At 66.2% G+C, this 19,582-nt stretch carries 15 protein-coding genes; 5 read left to right on the top strand and 10 right to left on the bottom strand.

Annotated elements, in window-relative coordinates; translation table 11 throughout:
- Positions 1–34: 34 nt before the first annotated feature.
- From hisB to kdsB, 3 genes are all read right to left on the bottom strand, one after another.
- Complete coding sequence (gene hisB, locus ACPDIT_RS03060; RefSeq protein WP_423441429.1) at positions 35–697, bottom strand: imidazoleglycerol-phosphate dehydratase HisB; 663 nt, start codon at positions 695–697, stop codon at positions 35–37.
- Between the two features lie 133 nt (positions 698–830).
- Positions 831–2,441, bottom strand: coding sequence for a CTP synthase (locus tag ACPDIT_RS03055; protein WP_423441427.1), 1,611 nt, complete (start codon positions 2,439–2,441; stop codon positions 831–833).
- Positions 2,438–3,229: a 3-deoxy-manno-octulosonate cytidylyltransferase gene (gene kdsB, locus ACPDIT_RS03050; protein ID WP_423441425.1), complete on the bottom strand. Its 792-nt coding sequence runs from the start codon at positions 3,227–3,229 to the stop codon at positions 2,438–2,440. The genes ACPDIT_RS03055 and kdsB overlap by 4 nt, the downstream gene beginning before the upstream one ends.
- Positions 3,230–4,009: 780 nt before the next feature.
- On the opposite strand from kdsB, the gene ACPDIT_RS03045 reads away from it, so the two are divergent.
- The gene (locus tag ACPDIT_RS03045; protein ID WP_423441423.1) at positions 4,010–4,981 is read left to right on the top strand and encodes a ZIP family metal transporter; all 972 of its coding nucleotides are present in this window, start codon (positions 4,010–4,012) and stop codon (positions 4,979–4,981) included.
- A 61-nt stretch (positions 4,982–5,042) separates the two neighbouring features.
- On the opposite strand, the gene purM is transcribed toward ACPDIT_RS03045, so the two are convergent.
- Together purM and ACPDIT_RS03035 are read right to left on the bottom strand one after the other, a co-directional pair.
- Positions 5,043–6,125 (bottom strand): phosphoribosylformylglycinamidine cyclo-ligase, encoded by a 1,083-nt coding sequence (gene purM / locus ACPDIT_RS03040; protein WP_423441421.1) that lies wholly within the window; start codon positions 6,123–6,125, stop codon positions 5,043–5,045.
- Between the two features lie 405 nt (positions 6,126–6,530).
- Positions 6,531–7,238 carry a superoxide dismutase gene (locus ACPDIT_RS03035; protein WP_423441419.1) on the bottom strand — a complete coding sequence of 236 codons (708 nt, stop codon included), beginning with the start codon at positions 7,236–7,238 and terminating at the stop codon, positions 6,531–6,533.
- Between the two features lie 673 nt (positions 7,239–7,911).
- On the opposite strand from ACPDIT_RS03035, the gene ACPDIT_RS03030 reads away from it, so the two are divergent.
- Genes ACPDIT_RS03030 through gatB form a run of 3 tightly spaced genes read left to right on the top strand, consistent with a single transcriptional unit; the run spans position 7,912 to position 11,686 of the window.
- Positions 7,912–8,448, top strand: a complete 537-nt coding sequence (locus ACPDIT_RS03030; protein WP_423441417.1) for a DUF192 domain-containing protein — start codon at positions 7,912–7,914, stop codon at positions 8,446–8,448.
- 32 nt (positions 8,449–8,480) lie between these two features.
- Positions 8,481–10,181: an NAD+ synthase gene (locus ACPDIT_RS03025; RefSeq protein ID WP_423441415.1), complete on the top strand. Its 1,701-nt coding sequence runs from the start codon at positions 8,481–8,483 to the stop codon at positions 10,179–10,181.
- A gap of 23 nt (positions 10,182–10,204) precedes the next feature.
- Positions 10,205–11,686: an Asp-tRNA(Asn)/Glu-tRNA(Gln) amidotransferase subunit GatB gene (gene gatB, locus ACPDIT_RS03020; protein ID WP_423441413.1), complete on the top strand. Its 1,482-nt coding sequence runs from the start codon at positions 10,205–10,207 to the stop codon at positions 11,684–11,686.
- A 961-nt stretch (positions 11,687–12,647) separates the two neighbouring features.
- Here gatB and ACPDIT_RS03015 read toward each other — a convergent pair.
- Positions 12,648–13,490 (bottom strand): glycoside hydrolase family 16 protein, encoded by an 843-nt coding sequence (locus ACPDIT_RS03015; protein ID WP_423441411.1) that lies wholly within the window; start codon positions 13,488–13,490, stop codon positions 12,648–12,650.
- 292 nt (positions 13,491–13,782) lie between these two features.
- Between ACPDIT_RS03015 and ACPDIT_RS03010 the strand changes: the two genes are divergently transcribed.
- Positions 13,783–14,967, top strand: a complete 1,185-nt coding sequence (locus tag ACPDIT_RS03010; RefSeq protein WP_423441409.1) for an iron-containing alcohol dehydrogenase — start codon at positions 13,783–13,785, stop codon at positions 14,965–14,967.
- Between the two features lie 71 nt (positions 14,968–15,038).
- Here ACPDIT_RS03010 and ACPDIT_RS03005 read toward each other — a convergent pair whose 3' ends face one another.
- The 4 genes from ACPDIT_RS03005 to fabD form a co-directional block, all read right to left on the bottom strand.
- Positions 15,039–15,539, bottom strand: coding sequence for a hypothetical protein (locus tag ACPDIT_RS03005; protein WP_423441407.1), 501 nt, complete (start codon positions 15,537–15,539; stop codon positions 15,039–15,041).
- Positions 15,521–17,335 (bottom strand): GAF domain-containing protein, encoded by a 1,815-nt coding sequence (locus ACPDIT_RS03000; RefSeq protein ID WP_423441405.1) that lies wholly within the window; start codon positions 17,333–17,335, stop codon positions 15,521–15,523. The genes ACPDIT_RS03005 and ACPDIT_RS03000 overlap by 19 nt, the downstream gene beginning before the upstream one ends.
- The gene (locus tag ACPDIT_RS02995) at positions 17,332–18,447 is read right to left on the bottom strand and encodes an LptF/LptG family permease (protein WP_423441403.1); all 1,116 of its coding nucleotides are present in this window, start codon (positions 18,445–18,447) and stop codon (positions 17,332–17,334) included. The genes ACPDIT_RS03000 and ACPDIT_RS02995 overlap by 4 nt, the downstream gene beginning before the upstream one ends.
- 127 nt (positions 18,448–18,574) lie before the next feature.
- Complete coding sequence (gene fabD / locus ACPDIT_RS02990) at positions 18,575–19,513, bottom strand: ACP S-malonyltransferase (RefSeq protein ID WP_423441401.1); 939 nt, start codon at positions 19,511–19,513, stop codon at positions 18,575–18,577.
- Positions 19,514–19,582 lie beyond the last annotated feature (69 nt).

Genomic DNA, 19,582 nt, shown 5'->3' with positions numbered 1-19,582 from the left:
TCGACGCGGCCGTCGGCCGGGCTATTCAACCCGTTCAAAGCCGGCCCTTGGTGCTGGGTAAAATGCCCTGCAGGCGCGGATCCCGCTGACAGGCCTGGTCCACGGCCCGGGCGAACGCTTTGAACAGGCTTTCCACAATGTGGTGGGGCTCGTCGCCATACAGCAGTTCCATGTGAAGATTGCACCGGGCCTCGTTGGCGAAGGCCTGAAAAAACTCCCGCGCCAGGCCGAACCGAAACGCGCAGGCCGAATCCTGCTGTTTCCAGTCCCGGGGCAGCCGGGCATAGGCCAGGTCATCGAGCCCGCGCCAGACCAGGAAGGGCCGGCCGCCGAAATCCACCACGCAACGGGCGAGGCATTCATCCATGGGCACGTAAGCCTCCCCGGTGAAAGGGTTTCGGGGATCGAACCCGGTGCCGTAGCGGCGGATGCCGGTTTTGTCGCCCAGGGCTTCGCGGAAGGCCTGTCCCAGGGCCAACCCGCAGTCCTCCACGGTGTGATGTGCGTCCACCTCCAGGTCTCCCTGACAGCGGAGCGTGAGGTCCATGACCGCATGCCGGGCGAACAGTTCGAGCATGTGGTCGAAGAAAGGGATCCCGGTGTGGACCCGGGCGGTGCCGCGTCCGTCCAGATTGAGGCGGAGGCGAATCCGGGTTTCCCTTGTCACGCGTTGGACACGGGCCAGCCGTGGTTTCATCGCGGGGCCATTAAAGCGGGCGGTCAATCGGCAACTCAAGGGGGAAACGTCACTGCCGGATCTGCCCGACCGCCGGGCAGGGGCCCCGGGGAGGCGCGGCGTTCCAGGAGCGGGTCGGACCCGATCTTGAACCTTAGCGCCCCTTCTGGGTGTGCAGCAGCGCGGCCCCCACAAACCCCCGAAACAGCGGGTGCGGCTGGTGCGGTTTGCTCAAAAACTCCGGATGAAACTGACTGGCCAGGAAGAACGGGTGGTCGGGCAGTTCGATGAGTTCCACCAGCTTGCCATCCGGGGACAGGCCGCTGAAGACCATGCCGGCCTGCTCGAAGGCCTCGCGATAGGCGTTGTTGAACTCGTAGCGATGCCGGTGCCGTTCTTGCACCAGAAATGCCCCGTACAGTTGAGCGGCCCGGGTCCCCACCTTCAACTGGCAGGGCTGGGCGCCGAGCCGCATGGTGCCGCCCTTGCGGGTGATTTGACGCTGTTCGTCCAGCAGCGCGATCACTGGATGCGGCGTGTCCGGGTCGAACTCGGTGGAGTGAGCCCCGTCCAAACCGAGCACGTGGCGGGCGAATTCGATGCAGGCCACCTGCATGCCCAAACAAAGGCCGAGATAGGGAATTCGGCGTTCCCGGGCGTACCGCACCGCCAGAATCTTCCCCTCGATGCCCCGTTCGCCAAAGCCGCCCGGCACCAGGATCCCCGCCAGATCCTTCAACAGCGCCTCCGGACCGTGTTTTTCGATTTCCTCGGCCTCGATGCGGGCGATTTCCACGCCGCAGTCATGGGCGATGCCGCCGTGGCTGAGGGCTTCGTACACCGATTTGTAGGCATCCTGGAGGCCAATGTACTTGCCCACCACCCCGATGCGCACCCGATGCTGCGGGGCGATCAGTTTGCGGAGGATTTCCTGCCAGTGGCTCATGTTGGCCGGCGGCGTGTCCAGGCGAAGCAGCCGGCAGACCAGCTCGTCCACCCGCTCGCGCTGCAGCATCAGCGGGACCTCGTAGATGGTGTGGTCCACGTCCTTTTCCTCGACCACCGCCTCCACCGGCACGTTGCAAAACATGGAGATCTTTTGACGCAGCTCCTTGTCCAGCGGTCGCTCGCAACGGCAGACGATGATGTGGGGCGTGATGCCGATTTCGCGGAGTTTCGCCACGGATTGCTGCGTCGGTTTGGTTTTCAGTTCCCCGGCCGCCTTGATGAACGGCACATACGTCACGTGCATGAAGATGGCATTGCCGGGCCCCACTTCGTGCGCAAACTCGCGAATGGCCTCCAGAAACGGCAAACCCTCGATGTCGCCGGTGGTGCCCCCGATCTCCGTGATGATCACGTCGGCGCCCGTGTGTTCGGCCAGCAGCCGGATGCGATTCTTGATTTCGTCGGTCACGTGGGGGATCACCTGGACGGTTTTGCCCAGGTATTTGCCCTCCCGTTCGTTGTTGAGGACGGTTTGATAGACCTGGCCACTCGTCAGGTTGTTGAGCCGGGTGAGCTTGGTGTGGGTGAAACGTTCGTAATGCCCCAGGTCCAGGTCGGTCTCCGCACCGTCGTCCAGCACATAGACTTCCCCGTGCTGGTACGGGCTCATCGTGCCCGGGTCCACGTTCAGGTAGGGATCGAACTTCTGCAGGGCCACGCGAAGTCCGCGATTCTCCAGCAGAGTCCCCAGCGCCGCGGCCGTCAGGCCCTTGCCCAGGGAACTGATGACGCCCCCGGTAATGAAAATGAATTTCATGGTGACACGCTCGAAAGGGGTTGGACCGCGGCGGCATCCGCAGCGTTACCGGCAGCGGCCAGAAGCTGTTCGACACGGGCCACATCCTCCGGGACATCCACGCCCACCCCGGCGTGGGCCACGCGCACAACGGCGATGGCCACATCGTGCTCCAGGGCGCGCAACTGCTCGAGCCGCTCCGCCTGCTCCAGGGCCGACACGGGCCAGCGAACCAGTTGCAACAGGGTGGCCCGGCGGTACCCGTACAACCCGACGTGACGCAGAAACGGAAACCGGCCCAGCTGGACCGGCACGGGCTGGTCTGCTGCATCCCGCAAATAGGGCAGGGGCCGTCGCGAAAAGTACAGCGCCCGACCCGACAGGCTGACCACCACTTTGACCACGTTCGGGTTGTGATAGTCCTCCGGTTGCTCCAACGGGGCGGCGGCCGTGGACATTTCCGCCGACTCCAGAGCCCCGGCCACCGCGTCCACCACCGCCGGGTCCACCAGGGGTTCGTCCCCCTGGATGTTGACCACGGCCTCGCACTCCAGTTTCTCCGCCACTTCGGCGACGCGATCGGTCCCACTGGGGTGATCCGCACGGGTCATCTCCACCCGGCAAAAACGCGCGGCCACCTCGGCGATCCGGGGATCGTCCGTGGCCACCACCAGGTCGGCCAGCCGCCGGGCTTGGCGACATCGCTCGATCACATGTTGCAACAACGGCTTGCCGGCAATGGGAACCAGAGGCTTGCCGGGAAACCGCGTCGAACCGTACCGGGCCGGGATGATGCCCACCGTTTTCACGCCCTTTTCTTCTAACCGAGGACGCATCCCTTTGCACGGAAGAAAACGCGCCGTTCGACCCGGGCGAGCCTGTGCCCCTGCCGTCCGAAGAACCGCACGGCCCGGAGCCACTCCTTGAGCGGGTTGTCCGTTGATCCAAGGCGTTTGACAGAAGTACGGCGGCGGCACGCTCCCGGTCTGCACCGGCGGAGACTTTGAGCCCGCTGCAGGTATGGGCACTCGCACGAGATGGGTCAGCCCCGGGCCGGCCTGTTGTCGATCGTTCCCCCACTGGTCTTCGTGGGAACTTGCACGCGTCGTCCGGGATTGTTCGTGCGGGCAGGTCCGGGGGCACTGTGACGTTCAGCCGGTGTGCCTCCTCGGAGATCCTGTGGGAGAGATTCGCGGGCAAACGCCGCGCTGGCGGAACGCGCCGTGAGAATCCAGCACAAGCAGAGTCGGCAGGTGCGGTGCATTCGTCGCTTTCCATGGAGCTCGGGACTCTCCGACGCATTTGAGGTTTTCGACCGCCCGAAGGCTCGACGGGATTTCGGGCCTCACCGACCCGGGAAGGCCGGGGGAGAATGTCATTTTGCCGGGATTCTTGAATCCGGGGGCTCGAAAGACGAAAGCCCCCATGACCCTTGGTGCCGAGGGAAAAGCCTGTTCCGAAACGGCGCCAGGCCATAGGATGACGCGGGTGCGGAGCAGGCCGGGACGCTGTTGACAGCGATCGTAACCTTGGTGGGCAAGGGCTGCCCGGGCTGGCGCAAGCCGGGTCGGTTTCAAGACGGGCAGGGCATGAGCGCGCCGCTGGGAAGCCGGGCAGAGGGTTGGGGGCTGGAGTCGGAGAACAAGACCATGAACGACATCGCCGTGTCACCGTGGGTTCAATTGCTGGTGTCCTGCGTGGTGGTGGGCGCTGCCTCGTTTGCGGGGGGCGCGGTCCCGTTTTGGCTGGCCCTGACGCATACACGGTTGCAGGTGGCGGTGAGCATGGTGGCGGGACTCATGTTCGGTTTGGCGCTGCTTCAGCTGTTCCCTCACGCGGCCGGGGCCATGGGGTCGGTCGAACAGGCGGCGGGCTGGTTCGTGGCCGGCTTCCTGGTCATGTTCGTCCTGCAAAGATTTCTGCCTTTTCATGAGCATGATGTGCTGGAGGGACAGCCCGCTTCGGCTTGCGGCCACGCCCACATGCCCTCCCTGCTGCGAAGCGGTCCGTTGGGTTGGATCGGCGTCGCTCTGGGCCTGTCGCTCCACTCGATTTTCGACGGCCTGGCGCTGGCGGCTTCCGTGGCGGCCGCCGATCACGGTCACGGGCATGGCCTGGGAGTGGGGACGTCCCTTGCGGTGGTGTTCCACAAGCCGTTCTGTGCGTTGTCCGTGACCACCCTGATGGTGGCGGCGGGCACGCAACGCCGTTGGTATGTGCCGGTGAATCTCGCGTTTGCGTTGGTGACGCCGCTGGCAGCCCTGGCGTTTTACTGGAGCGGACAGTCAGTGTGGGAAGCGCACCCGGCCTGGCTGGGAGCGGCTCTGGCGTTTTGTGCCGGTACCTTCTTGTGCATTGCCTGTGCGGACCTGCTGCCGGAGCTGCAGTTCCACGCCCACGATCGGACGAAACTGACCGTGGCTCTCGTGGTGGGCGTGGCCCTCGCGGTCTGGATCGGTCGGCACGCCCATCCGGAGCATGGATCCGTTCCCCATGCGCACGACCCGGTGGAATCCCCCCATTTGCCGGCTCCGCAGGGCTCCCAGGGCCACGGGCATTGAATCCCTCACTGCTCCCTTGCGGCCGGGGCGGCCCGCCCGAGCGCCCGCCCGCCGGGCTCCGCTATTCGATCCGTGTCCGCCCCTGCCCGCGAACCACTTCGCCGATGCACCATGCGGCGTGGCCGTGCCGACGAATGGTACGGACGATCGCATCGGCCTCTTCCGCCGCCACCAGCGCCACCAGACCGATCCCCATGTTGAAGACGTGAAACATTTCGGACTCGGGGATGCGCCCACGCTCTGCCAGGTAACGGAATACGGGAGGCACGTCCCACGTCCCCTTCCGGATCACCACGTCGCAGGAGTCGGGTAACACGCGGGGAATGTTGTCGATAAAACCGCCCCCGGTGATGTGGGCCAGGGCGTGAATCGCGCCTTTGTTGCGGGTGCGCGCCGTTCTGGAAGCCGTCGCCCCTGCGTTGAACTTGCGCAGCAGCGTCCGGATCAAGGGACCGTAGCTGAGGTGAACCTTGAGGAGTTCCTCGCCGACCGTGGTCCCCAACTCGGGCACGTAGCTGTCGGGACGCAGTTTCAATTGTTCGAAGAAGACTCGACGCGCCAGCGAATACCCGTTGGTGTGCAACCCACTGGAAGCCACACCCACGACGGCATCCCCTCGGCGCACCTGTCGGGGCCCATCGAGGATGGCGGCCTTCTCCACGAGCCCGACGATGGCGCCACACAAATCGTATTCGCCGGGGGCATAAAAGCCGGGCATTTGTGCAGTCTCGCCGCCGATGAGGGCGCAGCGGTTGGCGGCACACGCGGCGGCCAGACCGCGTACGAGCGCTTCGAACACCCGCGGTTCGAGTCGGCTGGTCCCGATGTAATCCAGGAAAAACAGGGGCTCGGCCCCCAGGACGGCGATGTCGTTCACACAATGGTTGACCAGGTCCTGCCCGACCGTGTCGTGTCGGTCCATCGCAAACGCGATCTTGAGCTTCGTGCCGACTCCGTCCACGGACGACACCAGCACGGGCTGGCGATAGCGCCGCGTGGGCAAGGCAAACAGTCCGCCGAACCCCCCGACCTTGCCCAGCACCTCGGGTCGGCGGGCCTGCGCCAGCAGCCGGGGCAGGTTGGCCTTCAGCCGGTTGCCCAGCGCAATGTCCACGCCTGCCTGTGCATATGCACTTCGTTTCATGGGGGCAGCAGTAAAGACCGCCGCCTCTCCGTTGGCCAGCGCAAAACGGGGAAGGGAGCGGAGAACGGCCCGCGTGCCGGATCTCCCGGTCGGTGAGCGGCGCAGAAATCGAGCCGGCAGAGGCGGTCACCCCGGGGCCGTATTCCAACAAGGCCGTGATCGCTTCCGGCAGTTGCACCAGCAGCACCGAGTGCGCGCGCTGCCATGCCTTTCTGTGGATGGCACCGACGAGGTGAAACCGGCGCGCTCAGAGGGTGATCTCGCGCCCGACATCCTGCCGCCCCGCTCTTCGCGGGCGTCTGGCGCGGGAAGGGTTCAGGGCTGCGCAATACAAGCGCTCTTTGACGCTTCTTCGAGTGGTGCGGCGGCGGAGCAACGGATGGGCAGATCAGGCGTGGCCGGGGGTCAGGCGGGTCGGCGGGCGTAACGCTCGGCCACGAATTCCCAGTTCACGACGTTCCACCAGGCGGCCACGTAGTCGGCACGGCGGTTCTGATACTTGAGGTAGTACGCATGTTCCCAGACATCCACCCCGAGAAGCGGATGCGCCTGCTCTGCCAAAGGGGTGTCCTGATTGGGCGTGGTCAGGATGCGCAACTGGCCGCGCTGCCACACCAGCCAGGCCCAGCCGCTGCCGAAGACGCGCAAAGCCGCGGCGGTGAACTGTTCTTGGAAGGCGGCCAGGCTCCCGAAGGCGGTTTCCAGTGCCCGGGCCAGTTCGCCCGCCGGCGAGGTTTTGCGCGGGCTCATCATTTGCCAGAACAAGGTGTGATTGTAGTGGCCGCCTCCGTGGTTTCGGACCGTGGTACGCACGGATTCGGGTACGCGGTCCAGATGGCTGAGCATTTCTTCCAGGGGACGTCCCTGCAACTCGGGTGTGGCGAGAACGGCCTTGTTCAGGTTCGCCACATAGGCGCCGTGGTGTCGCTGGTGATGGATTTCCATGGTTCGGGCGTCGATGTGCGGCTCCAGCGCGTCCACCGGATAGGGCAGTGGAGGGAGGGCGAACGGTTCGGCCGGGGCCGACGAGGTTTGGGCGCGCGTGTGGCTGGCAGCGGCCAGTCCCAAAAAGGCCATGGTCGTCCGTTTGAGGGCTTCCCGTCGTGTCAGCATGCCCGATAGTTAGATCGGTGGTTGCTGCGATGCAAGCGCCCGGCGTGCCCAAGGCCCGTTCAATTCGACAGCCGGGGGCAACGCGCCGAAAATTCGGTGCCCGAACCACGACCGCGCCCCGAACGGGCGCCCCTGGATCATCCCCGTCGCGAGGGCCCGGCCTGGCCCACCGAATTGCCTCCCGTTCAGGGCGCGATGGATTGCGCCAACCTGGGCACCCGGGTCCCTGCCCTGGGGGTTGCATTCTCGCCGCGTTGGCGCGCAGACAACACTCGGGAGGCGCGGCCATTCAGCCGCTGTTGAGGCAGCGGGGTTGCTCGAGGCGTCCCCCCTGGCGGATGCGTCCGCGCCGCCTTCGGGGCAAAAGCCACCACGTGCCGAAGACGCGCGTTTGGTGGGGAGTTGCCGGGGCGGGGTGGGAAGGCTTTTGCCCGAGCGTGGGTGCAGGCGGGTCCAGCGGCCGCCGCAGATCCGCTGTCCGACGCATTTCTTGTGTTGGACAGCCCCGAAAACTCGGCAAGATTCGGGCCACCTCGATCAGGGGAAACCGAGCGGAAGCGGCATTGCCCCGGTTTTTTTGGACCCGGGACCCAAAAAACGGAAATGCGCCCCTGCGGAGGCGCGCAGAGGCTTCGGTTGAATTGCGCAGGGGGATCCGTCATGCTGAGCGGCTGTGAGCCGTTGGATCATGGCCTGGACCGTGGTGGCGTTGGGATTGTGGGGCGTCGGAGCGGGTTGTGGGAAACCACCCGAGCCGGCGGGTTTGGCTCCAGAGGTGGACCCGGTGCACGGCCACCTGCTGCATGCTCAGCCGCCCCTGCCCACGGTGAAACTTTGGTTGGGCAGTCAGGAGCTGGTGGCCGAGGTGGCGCGGCGTCCGGTGGAGATCGCCACGGGTATGATGTTTCGGGAAAGCCTGCCGGAGGGCCACGGCATGTTGTTCGTGTTCCCGAATGCGGATCGGCGGAGTTTTTGGATGCGAAACTGTCGCGTGCCGCTGTCGGCCGCCTACATCGATCCTGAAGGGGTGATTTTGGAGGTGGTGGATTTGGAACCGATGGACGAGCGGCCGGTGCCCTCGCAGTCCGATCGGGTGCAATATGTTTTGGAGGTGCCGCGGAACTGGTTCCGGAAACACGGACTGGGGCCCGGGACGTTGATCCGCACGGAGCGGGGCAGTTTGCGCGAAACGTTTTTCGGGCTTCGATGAAGGGCGCTTTGGCGTCGAGGGGCGACCTGTATATGCGGCTGCTGCTGGCACAACTGAATCCCACCATCGGCGATTTCGCCGGCAACGTGCGCCGGCTGCTGGAAGTGTACCGGGAGGGGGCGGCCGCGGGCGTGGATTTGGTGGTGGCTCCGGAGCTGTATGTGACCGGGTATCCGCCGCGGGACCTTCTGTACGACCGCAGTTTTTTGGCTGCGAACCGTGCCGCATTGGAAGAACTGGCGGCGGCCGCGGGCACGACGGCATTGCTGGTGGGCTTTGTGGATGAAAGCGCCTCGCGTCCGGGGCGGGGTCTGGCCAATGCGGCGGCCTTGTTGCAGTCGGGCCGCGTGGTGGCGGTGCGACACAAGACGCTTCTGCCGACGTACGATGTGTTCGACGAGGACCGGTATTTCGATCCGGCGCCCTCCAACCCGCCGGTGGACTTCCGCGGTCGGCGTCTGGGCATCACGATTTGCGAGGACATCTGGAACGACGAGGATTTCTGGCCCGAGCGACGGTACCGATCCAATCCGCCGGCGGACCTGGTGGCCGCGGGCGCAGAGATCCTGGTGAATTTGTCGGCGTCGCCGTGGTGGCTGGGCAAGACCCGGACGCGGTACGCCATGTTGCAGTCCCTGGCGCGCAAGCTCCAGCGGCCGGTGGTTTTCTGCAATCAGGTCGGTGGCAACGACGAGTTGGTCTTCGACGGGCACAGTCTGGTGTTCGACGCGCAGGGACGCCTGATCGCCGAGGGCCGCGCCTTCGAGGAGGATTTGCTCTGGGTGGATCTGGAGGACGCGCAGCCCCGGGCGTTTTGCGAGCCTTCCGAGGAGGCCATGGTGTGGGCGGCACTGGTGCTGGGCACGCGGGATTACTTTCGCAAGTGCGGCTTCCAGCGGGCGGTGCTGGGGCTCAGCGGAGGCATCGATTCGGCCCTGACGGCTTGCATCGCCGCGAGGGCCCTTGGTGCGGAGAATGTCCACGGCTTGTCGTTGCCTTCGCAATACTCTTCCCCCGGCAGTTTGCAGGACGCGCGGGAGCTGGCCCGGCGGCTGGGCATTCGTTATGACGTGCTGCCCATCCAGTCGGTGTTCGAAGCGTGCAGGGCCCAACTGGCACCCCTGTTTGCCGGGCTGGCGGAAGATGTCACCGAGGAAAACCTGCAGGCGCGGATTCGCGGACTGTTGCTGATGGCGCTTTCGAACAAGTTTGGCTCGCTGCTGCTGACGACGGGCAACAAGAGCGAGCTGGCGGTGGGGTACTGTACCTTGTATGGCGACATGAACGGTGGGCTGGCGGTGATCAGCGACGTGCCCAAGACGATGGTGTATCGCCTGGCGCGCTGGGTGAACCGGGAGCGCGAGATCATTCCGGAGGCCTGTTTGACCAAGCCGCCCTCGGCGGAGCTGCGGCCCAATCAAACCGATCAGGACACCCTGCCGCCCTACGAGGTGCTCGATGCGATCCTGGAGGCCTTTGTCGTACGCGGGCAGACGATGGAGGAGATGGTGGCGGCCGGGTTCGATCGCGTCACGGTGGAACAGGTGGTGCGGATGATCCAGCGCAGCGAGTACAAGCGACGGCAGGCGCCGCCCGGATTGAAGGTGACCACGAAGGCCTTCGGCATCGGCCGACGGGTCCCGGTGGCCCATCGGTTCGATCCGGTGCAGGCCGCCCGGTTCCTGAAACCTGCCGGGGCGGGAACGGCGGCTGATTGGGTGCGGCCGGTCTGAGAAGGGCCACCTTTTCTGATGCCATGGAATACGAAGCTGTCATCGGCCTGGAAACTCATGTGCAGCTGAAGACCCGGTCCAAGATGTGGTGTGGTTGTCCGAACCAGTTCGGTGCCCCGCCCAACACGCTGGTGTGCCCGGTCTGTCTGGGTTTGCCCGGTGTCCTGCCCGTGCCCAACGAAGAAGCCATCCGCCTGACCCTGCTGACGGGCATGCTGTTGAACTGTGAATTGCCGTCGTACGCCAAGTTCGACCGGAAAAGCTACTTCTATCCGGACATGCCGAAGAACTACCAAATCACCCAGTACGATCGTCCCTCCACGCGGAATGGTTATGTCGAGTTCGAGTTCGAGGGCCGGGTGGTGCGCGTGCGGATTGCCCGGGCGCATCTGGAGGAGGACGTGGGCAAAAGCTTTCACTTCGAGCGGCACAGTGGGGTGGATTTCAACCGCGCCGGGGTTCCCCTGTTGGAGATTGTGTCGGAGCCCGATATTACCAGCGCCGACATGGCCTATGCGTATTTGACCGCGCTCAAGGAGATTCTGGTGCAAGGCGGTGTGAGCGATTGCGACATGGAGAAGGGCATGGTGCGCTGCGACGTCAACGTGAGCGTGCGGCCGCGGGGCAGCGACCGGTTGGGGGCCAAGATCGAGATCAAGAACATGAACAGCTTCTCGGGGGTGCGTCGGGCGCTGGAGTACGAAATCCAACGGCAGATCGCCGTGCTGCGCTCCGGAGGCACGCTGGTGCAGTCCACGCGGCGCTGGGACGAGGCCACCGGCACCACGGAAGAGATGCGCACCAAGGAGGAGGCGCACGATTACCGGTATTTCCCCGACCCGGATCTGTTGCCCCTGGTGCCGGAGCCGGCCTGGCTCGAATCCATCCGCGCCCGCTGCATCGAGCTGCCGCTGGCGCGCAAGCGTCGGCTGATGCAGCAGTACGGCCTGCCGGCCTCGGACGCGGAGGTGTTCAAGTCCGATCCCGCGTTGGCGGCGTATTTCGAGCATCTGGCATCGCGGACGCGGAATCCCAAGTTGCTGGCCAACTGGATCATCAACAATTTGCGGGCCAAACTGGCCGAGGCGCACGAGGCCCGGATCGCCGCGGCCCGCGCGGCCGATCCGGAGGCGCCCCTCCCGCCGCCGCCCGCCCTGGAGTCCCTGAAGTTCCCGCCGGAGGCCCTGCTGGAGCTGATCCATCTGATCGAGAACCAAACCCTCAGCAGCAGTGCGGCCCAACAGGTGTTTGCCGAGATGTTCGCCACCGGCCGATCCCCCGCGGCGATTGTCGAGGAGAGAGGGCTGGCCCAGGTCAGCGACGCCACGCAGTTGGAGGCCCTGTGCGATCAGGTGCTGGCTGCGCATCCGGGGCCGGCGCAGGATTATCGCAACGGGAAAACTGCTGCGCTGAACTTCCTCAAGGGCCAGGTCATGAAGTTGAGCAAGGGGAAGGCCAATCCGGTGCTGGTGGGCGAAATCCTCGAGCGCAAGCTCCGGAGTTGAGGTCGGTCGCGACGGGCGGCTCGACCGAGGGCCGGTGGAAGAAGGTTTCCTTGACCGGCGAGGGAGTGCCGTGGATCGGGGGGCCGGGCCTGTCCGGGGCCCGTGGCGAAAAGGGCAGGCCCTTCAGGGCTGGATTGCCTTGCAGGATTCGACGGGCGGATTCGAGGTGCGGAATTGTCGGCGGCGGGTCCGACGAAGCGAGGAGATCTTTTGCATGCGCAGCGGCCTGGTGCCCTCGTCGAGCTCGGGGACTGGGGAAACTCCAATCGACGGCGATGGCGAGGGCCTCGAGCTTGTCGCGGGTTGCGGAGGCGCGCGGAATCCATGATCTAGCTGCCAGCGGATCGGCCGCACCCGGGCCCTTGCCTGAGCCGACGCTTCCTGCCGATGGGCTCCCCAAGCGGCTCCTGCAAACCTCTCTCACCAAATCAGCAAGGGTCGGGACGATTTCGCGCCTTCGCCACGCCGTGGTTTTTGCTCCCAACGGGCCACAACGCACCGGCCAAGGACGGCGGCCCCGGGCAACGACATTGTCCCAATACCGGCTGAATGGCCGCGCCCCCTGCGTTGTCTGGGCGCCCCAGCGGGGCGTGAATTCACCAGCCCAGGGCAGCGCCCTGGGTGCCTTGGTTCGCACAATTCATCCCGCCCTGAAGGGGCGGAATTCAGCACGGCACACCCGACTCTCGAGAAGGGCGTCATCGGGTCGCGCCACTTCAGGGCACGGTGGGTTGTTGGGCACCAAATTGCTCCGGGCGTTGCCCCAAGCTGGTGGATCGGATGCACCTTCGGCGCGTGGTCGGCCCTGTGTGCTCCGTGGGCGGCGATGGGCGCATAGCCGTTGTCAGCTCCGGTGCCGGCATTTCAAGGAAATGCCCCGCGCTCGGGCCCTCGCGTGCCGAAGTGGCGTGAATTTCCGCCCAGCTCGGCGGGGTGCAAAACCTGGAATGCGCCGGGGCGGTCAGTTCGGAGACTCGACCTTTTGATACACCCGGACGTAATCGATCTCGTATCGCCGGGGAAAGATGGAGTCGTCCACGCCCTTCTGCCCGCCCCAGGTGCCGCCGATGGCGAGGTTCAGGATCAGGTACTGCGGTGCGTCGAAGGGCCAGGAGTCCGGGCCGGTGCCGTCGTTTTCCAGTGTGAAAAACTTGCGGTCGTCCACGAAGAAATCGAGACGTTGCGGGGTCCACTCGAGGGCGTACACATGAAAAGTCTGTTCGGCATCGGGCACGCGTATGCGCGACCCGCGGCCGTTGCCGCGCGTGTGGTTGAAACCGCGGGTGTGCACGTTGGCGTGGATGACACCGGGTTCGTGGCCGACGTATTCCATGATGTCGATCTCGCCACAGGCGGGCCAGCCCACCTGCCGGATGTTGGTGCCGAGCATCCAAATGGCGGGCCAGGTGCCGCGTCCGGAGGGAAGCCTGGCGCGGATCTCGAATCGACCGTAGGTCCAGGCGGCCCGGCCCTGGGTGGTCAGGCTGGCGGAGGTGTATTCGGCGTGCGGCCGGCGCTGCTGCCAGCGGCCTTCGGGGGCATCGGGTCGGTGCCGCGGATTGGGATGGCGTTCTTTGTGGGCCTCGATGATGAGGCGTCCGTTTTCCACGCGCGCATTGTTCGTGCGCGCCACGGTGTAGTACTGAAGTTCCTGGTTGCGGATGAAGCCTTCTTCGTAAGTCCATCGGGAGGGATCGGGCAAGCCGTCCCGATCGAATTCGTCGGCCCAAACCAGTTTCCACGTGTTGCCCGGACTGGTGAGGGCACTGGCGAGGACGAGCAGAATGCACCACGCATTGCGCATGGGCCCTACTCAATCACAGAACCGACGCGAGGTAAAGGCCGGCTGGCGAAGCGGGCCCGGGCGGAGATTCCACGGGAGGGCGGGGTGTCAACCGACAAGCCGGACGCCGGCAACGTCAGGCCGGGGCGGCCCTCCGAGAACGGTCTGTGGCGCCGGCGAGACCGGATTCGATGGACGAGGGCGTGTGATTCAGCAAGCGTGCGAGGTGGCCCGAGGGACGATCGCGCGGCCGGTGTCGCCACGGGGTGCACGCTTGACCGAGCTGCAGGCCCTGTTCCCAATGGTCGTTGTCATGGACAACGCGACTGGCACATCGAATCGCTTGCAGTTCGAGTTCGCTTCGGCGGGGCGCGTGTTGTTCGGATGCGGGGTGCGCGCGGAGTTGCCCGCAATGGCGCGTGCATTCGGGCGGCGTCCGTTGGTCGTCACGGGGCGGAATTACCGTCGCGCGGCCACGGTGCTGGAGATGTTGAGTGCCGCCGGTCTTCAGCCGGTTCGTTACGCAGTCGGGCAGGAACCCGAGGTGGCCACTGTTCGACAAGGGCTCGGGCTGGCGCGGCAGGAGCAATGTGATTTTGTCATCGGGTTCGGCGGCGGGAGTGCGCTGGACACGGCGAAGGCCATCGCGGGTTTGCTGCCGCAGAGCGGGGAAATCGAGGAACACCTCGAAGTGGTGGGGCCGGGTCGGCCGTTGCCGCGCCCCGGGGTTCCCTGGGTGGCGGTGCCGACCACGGCGGGCACCGGGGCGGAGGTGACGCGGAACGCGGTGCTGGCGGTGCCGGAGCAGCGGGTCAAGGTCAGCTTCCGGAGTCCTTTCCTGGTGGCGCGGGTCGCGTTGGTGGACCCCGAACTGACGATGGACTGTCCGCCGGAGGTCACTGCCGCGGCGGGGTTGGATGCTCTGACGCAGTTGTTGGAGGCCTGGGTTTCCCCGCGGGCCACGTTTTTGACAGATGCCCTTTGCGCGGAGGGCCTGCCGCGAGTGGCCCGCAGCTTGCAGAGGGCGTGGGCGGACGGACGGGATGTGGCGGCACGGGAAGACATGGCGTTGGCGGCGCTTTTGAGCGGATGGGCGCTCAGCAATGCCGGTTTGGGCGCCGTGCACGGGTTTGCGGGGCCGGTGGGCGGGCTTCTTCCGATTCCGCACGGTGTGGTTTGTGGCGCGCTGCTGGTGCCGGTGACGGAACGCAACGTGCGCGCGCTGCGGGAACGGGCCCCGGATCATCCGGCCCTCCAGCGTTATGCACGGGCCGCGCAGTGGCTGACCGGTCGTGCCAGGGCCCAACCGGAAGACGGGGTCGCCTGGTTGCGGGAGCTGACGCGGGCGTTGCAGATCCCGAGGCTGTCGCAGTTCGGGTTCACTGCGGAGCTCGTCCCGGAAGTGGTGCACCGGGCGGCACGCGCCAACAGCATGAAGACCAACCCCATTGCGCTGACTCCGGACGAACTCACCGGGGCTTTGATGGCGGCGCTTTAGGTGCCGGGCTTGAAAACGATCTCCGGGGACGAAGGCAGAATGCGTCCCTGTCGGGGGCTGCCCGGGCTGCCTCACCGTCGCAAGGGCATCAGCCCCACGTGCAGCACCAACCAGGCCGGCAGCGCGAACAAGACGACGGCGCCCAGCCGTTCCCACGTCCAGGTGAGGTGACCGGCTTGAATGGGAAAGATGGCGATCATGAAGTAATTGGCGAACCGGCTATGCCCCAGGAACCGGGTTCCGCGAAAGAAGCGCCGGCGCAGCCCGCCTGCCAGCGCCAGGGCACCCAGCGTCGCCACGCCCGCGGTCACCAGCAGGTTGAGCAGGGGCAACTGCTCCCACAGGTGCGTCAGTGTCCAGCTCCGCCCGGGTCGGACGTACGGATAGAGCCAGTGAGCCGCCGACCAAAGGAAGCTGAACCCGGTCTGGATGGCGGTCCGGAAGTCTGCCTTCGCCGGCGTGGTCTCGTTCAAAAGCAGCCCGAAGTACAGGGGCACGATTCCCCACACCAGCTCCGTGTGCCGGAAGGGCGTGACGATCAACTCCTGGAAGCTCAACCAGAGGGCGTGCATGTGGGCGCGGACCCCGGGGGATTGCCGGTCTCGGAGTCAACGGCGGCGGGCAGGATGACACGGACGCGCGTGCCCCCGGCCGGAGGCGATTCCAGCCGGACGCGTCCCCGGTGGGCCTCGACGATCCGTCCCACGATGGCCAGACCGAGGCCCGTGCCGCCGGGGCGACCGGTTTGCAGGACGGTGCGGAAGGCCAGCCGGCGCTGTTCGGGACTCATGCCGGGACCGGTGTCCTGCACCGTCACAACGACGTGCTGCGCTTTGCGCCGGGTGGCCAGCGTGAGGGTGCCACCCTCGCTCATGGCCTGGGTGGCGTTGAGCACCAGGTTCAGAAACACTTGTTCCAGTTGCCCGGCGTCGCCGTGGACCCTGGGATCGGTCGGGTCCGGCCGCCAAACCAGTTCGATGCGTTGTTGTCGCAGTTTGTGGCGCACGAGCCGGGCCAGTTCTTCCAACAGGGGGTTGATGGCCACGGGGGCGAAGCGCGGCTCGCCGGAGCGGGCCAGATCGAGGATCCGCTCCACATTGCGGTTGAGCTGCTCGATTTTGCGCCCGAGCACGGCGGCATCCTCGGCCCTCGGATCTCCGGGCGGAAACTTCAGGTCCAGGGAGTGATAAAGCATCTGGATGACCGTGAGCGGATTGCGCACTTCGTGGGCCACCTCGGCGGCCAACAGACCCAGGGCGGCCAGCCGTTCATTGTGCCGCAACTGTTCCTCCACCTGCAGCAGTCGCTCGTGCCATCGGGCACGTTCCAGCGCCTGGGCGGACAGATCCGCAAAGGCGCTGAGGACCGAGACCTCCAGGTCGGAAAACACATACGGCCGGTCCTTGTACACGTTGAGCACGCCCACGCAGCGTCCGGCGGAGATCAGGGGGACGCTGAGCAGCGCCACCAACCCTTCCTGTCGGGCCACGGCGGTGTGCTGGTATCGACCGGAGGTTTGCACGTTGGCGATCTGCATGGGTTGGCGACGTCGCACAACCACGCCAATGAAGCTTTCGGCGACGCTCAACCGGGGCTTGTTCCGGTAGGCCGGCCCGCCGCCCCAGGCCGCCTTCAGATCCAACCATTGCCCCTCGGCGTCCACAAGAAACAGAGAACAGAGTCGGGCTCCCATGAGCAGACCGGCTTCGCGGGTGATGGTGCCGAGAGCCTCCTCGAGGCTGTAGGCGGCATGCACCTTCGGGCTGACCCGGACGAGCGTCTCGAACATCTGCGCCTTGAGCTGGAGGCGTTCCAGGGCCCACAAGCGCCGGATTGTGCTGCTGACCTCCCCGGCGCATCCCTGCAACAGCGCTTCGTGCTCCGGGCCAAACGCCGCCGGGCGATCGGCCAGTATGGCCAGCACTCCCCGAACGGGATCGGCCACCTCCAGGGGCACGGCCAGCAGGGAGCGTGCGCGGGATCGCAACGGCTGGGCGCGCGGGTCGACGCGCAGGTCCGGGACCCACGCCGGCCGGCCGGTGCGCGTGACCCAGCCGAGGATGCCCTCGCTGACCCGCAAAGGCTGCTGCGTGACACGTCGCGGCAGACCCACGGCCGCCTGCCATTCCAGGAATCCCGTGGTCGGGTTCAACAGCACTACCAGTCCTGCTTCGGCCCGGGTGGCTTGCTGCAACACGCGCAGGACGGCCTCCAGTGCCGGTCCGGCGGTCTCGGCCTCGGCGGCGGCTGCCTGCACTGCGCGCAGCCACTCCAGCAACACCCGCCGACGCATCACCTCTGCGGGATCGCGCAGCAGCGGAGCGTCATCCGGCAACGGGGAGGCAGGGATGGACCCGGGAGAGTTCATCGAAAGCGCCAGATCATCCATGCGCCGGTGGCGGCAAACAGGAGGTTGGGCATCCAAGCGGCCAGCCAGGGGGGCAGGTGTCCTCCGGTGCCCAGGGCCAGACCCAGTTGTTGGGCCACGAAATAGGCGAAGGTGACAAAGATGCTGCCGGCCACGCCATGGAACACGTTGCGGCGACCCGGCGCGGCGCCAAAGGGCATCGCAATCAGCACAACCACCACGCAGGTGGCCGGCAGGGCCCATCGACCGTGCAGCTGGGTCTCCAGCCAGGCACGCTCCTCCGCAGGCAGGTCCGGATGCAACCGCTCATACTCCCGCAGCGTGCGGATGGGCAGATCCAGCTTGCGCGCCACACGTCGTTGCAGTCGTCCGCTGACCACGTGTGCGCTGCGCAGCATCTCCGGGGTCTCGTTGAATTCCGGCATCGGCAGTACCGGGGCACGCCGGACCGGCGTCAGCCAGGGTTCTCCTCGCGGATCGCTGTCGTACTCGCGCGCCTCGTAGAAGACCCAAACGCCGTTTGTATACACGGCGCGCGTGGCGAACAGCCAGCGGCGTGTACCCTCCGCGGTCCGGTAGTCCACCTGGGGGGCGGTCATTTCGCCGGTCAACAGGTGGTAGGCGTCCATGTGCCAGGAGCGCTGTGCGCGCCGGTTCATGAACCCGAAGTTGCGGACGAGGCCGGGATCGGTCTGTTGCCCGCTGCCCGGTCGCAGCACCTGTTCCGCCTTTGTGGCGGCCTCGGGGGCCAGCTGTTCGTTCAGGACCCACAGGCCGGCGCTCGAGATTGTGCCGACGAGCAAATAGGGAGCCGCGATGCGCCACAGGCTCCAGCCGGCCGCACGCATGGCGGTGATTTCATGATGGCGGCTGTGCCGGTGCAGGGCGTAAAGCAATGCCAGCAGCAGGGCCAGCGGCAGGACGACACCGAGGAATTCCGGCACGCGCCACAGGTAATACAGCGCGACCCGGCTCCAGGGGAGGCCCCGAGCCTGCAGATCCTCCATGCGCTCCAGAAGATCGGCGGTCACCCAAAAAATGAGAAACCCGGCCAGACAGGCCGCCCACGGCCCCAGAAGTCCGCGCAACAGATACCGGTCCAACAAACACACGGGCCGGCAGGCTACGCAGTGGTTTGCAAGCGGCGCAAGTCCCGGGGGCGCCGCCGCCGGAAGGTTCGGGACCCGGCGAGCCGCGGGCGCTCCATGACCTGCGCGGCGCCCCCCGGCCGCGCGAAGCTCAGGAGCCGTGCTGAATCGCCTGCACCGTCGCGGCCAGCGAGGCCGTGTCGGAGACGTTCAGCACCTGCACGTCTTTGCGAATCCGCTTCAGAAACCCGCTCAGCACCGTGCCGGGGCCCAGCTCGATGAAGCGGTCGAAGCCGGCTTCCAGGAGATACCTCATACCGGCCTCCCACAGCACCGGGGCCGTGACCTGTTCCACCAATCGGGCCCGGATGGTGGGCACGTCTTCGTGAGGACGGGCCGTGACGTTGGAAAGGACGGGCATGGTGGGCGGCGCCATGGGCACGGACTCCAGGGCTTCCCGCAAGGCCGGCTGCGCCGCAGCCATGAGAGGGGAATGATAGGCCCCGGCCACCTGCAGGGGCACAACCTTGCGTGCGCCGCGGGCACGGGCCAGTGCCCCGGCCCGTTCCAACGCCGTTTGCTCCCCCGAGATCACGATCTGGCCCGGACAGTTGAGGTTGGCCATGGACACCCCGGCTTCCTCGCAAACTTGTCGGGTGGTCTCTTCGTCCAATCCGATGATGGCCGCCATGCCGCCCTGGGTGGTCTCGCAGGCGTGTTGCATCCACCGACCCCGGATTTGGACCACCCGCAAGCCGTCCTCGAATCCGAACACGCCGGCCACGGTGAGCGCTGTGAACTCGCCCAGGGACAGACCCGCCACGGCGTCCACTCGCAAGTCCGGGCAGCGGCGACGCAACAGCTGCCATGCCACCCAGCTGACGAGGAAGATGCCCGGCTGGGCATGTTCCGTGCGGGTCAGGACCTCCTCCGGGCCCTCGAAGCAGATGCGGGCCAGGTCGTAGCCGAGCACCTGCTGCGCGCGATCGAACCAGCCTCGAGCCTCCGGTTCGGTTTCGGCCCAGTCACGGCCCATGCCCACGTATTGGGCGCCCTGGCCGGCGAATAACAGTGCGGTTTTGCCACTCATGACGGCCCTTACTGAATCCGAAAGCCCGCAGATGGAAAAGCCCGGAGTGAGGAGTGGCCGCGCCGACCG

This window comes from Limisphaera sp. VF-2, assembly GCF_049537125.1.
Classification (GTDB): Bacteria; Verrucomicrobiota; Verrucomicrobiia; order Limisphaerales; family Limisphaeraceae; genus Limisphaera.
Note: the sequence above shows the minus strand (reverse complement) of the source record. Positions and strands in the feature narration are given on the sequence as shown.

Excerpts from the sequence above, each read along its gene's own strand:
- ACPDIT_RS03025 (WP_423441415.1), top strand. The coding sequence starts at position 8,481 with ATGCGGCTGCTGCTGGCACAACTGAATCCCACCATCGGCGATTTCGCC.
- purM (WP_423441421.1), bottom strand. The coding sequence starts at position 6,125 with ATGAAACGAAGTGCATATGCACAGGCAGGCGTGGACATTGCGCTGGGC.
- gatB (WP_423441413.1), top strand. The coding sequence starts at position 10,205 with ATGGAATACGAAGCTGTCATCGGCCTGGAAACTCATGTGCAGCTGAAG.
- ACPDIT_RS03035 (WP_423441419.1), bottom strand. The coding sequence starts at position 7,238 with ATGCTGACACGACGGGAAGCCCTCAAACGGACGACCATGGCCTTTTTG.
- hisB (WP_423441429.1), bottom strand. The coding sequence starts at position 697 with ATGAAACCACGGCTGGCCCGTGTCCAACGCGTGACAAGGGAAACCCGG.
- ACPDIT_RS03055 (WP_423441427.1), bottom strand. The coding sequence starts at position 2,441 with ATGAAATTCATTTTCATTACCGGGGGCGTCATCAGTTCCCTGGGCAAG.
- ACPDIT_RS03045 (WP_423441423.1), top strand. The coding sequence starts at position 4,010 with ATGAGCGCGCCGCTGGGAAGCCGGGCAGAGGGTTGGGGGCTGGAGTCG.
- fabD (WP_423441401.1), bottom strand. The coding sequence starts at position 19,513 with ATGAGTGGCAAAACCGCACTGTTATTCGCCGGCCAGGGCGCCCAATAC.
- ACPDIT_RS03000 (WP_423441405.1), bottom strand. The coding sequence starts at position 17,335 with ATGAACTCTCCCGGGTCCATCCCTGCCTCCCCGTTGCCGGATGACGCT.
- ACPDIT_RS03015 (WP_423441411.1), bottom strand. The coding sequence starts at position 13,490 with ATGCGCAATGCGTGGTGCATTCTGCTCGTCCTCGCCAGTGCCCTCACC.
- ACPDIT_RS03005 (WP_423441407.1), bottom strand. The coding sequence starts at position 15,539 with ATGCACGCCCTCTGGTTGAGCTTCCAGGAGTTGATCGTCACGCCCTTC.
- ACPDIT_RS03010 (WP_423441409.1), top strand. The coding sequence starts at position 13,783 with ATGGACAACGCGACTGGCACATCGAATCGCTTGCAGTTCGAGTTCGCT.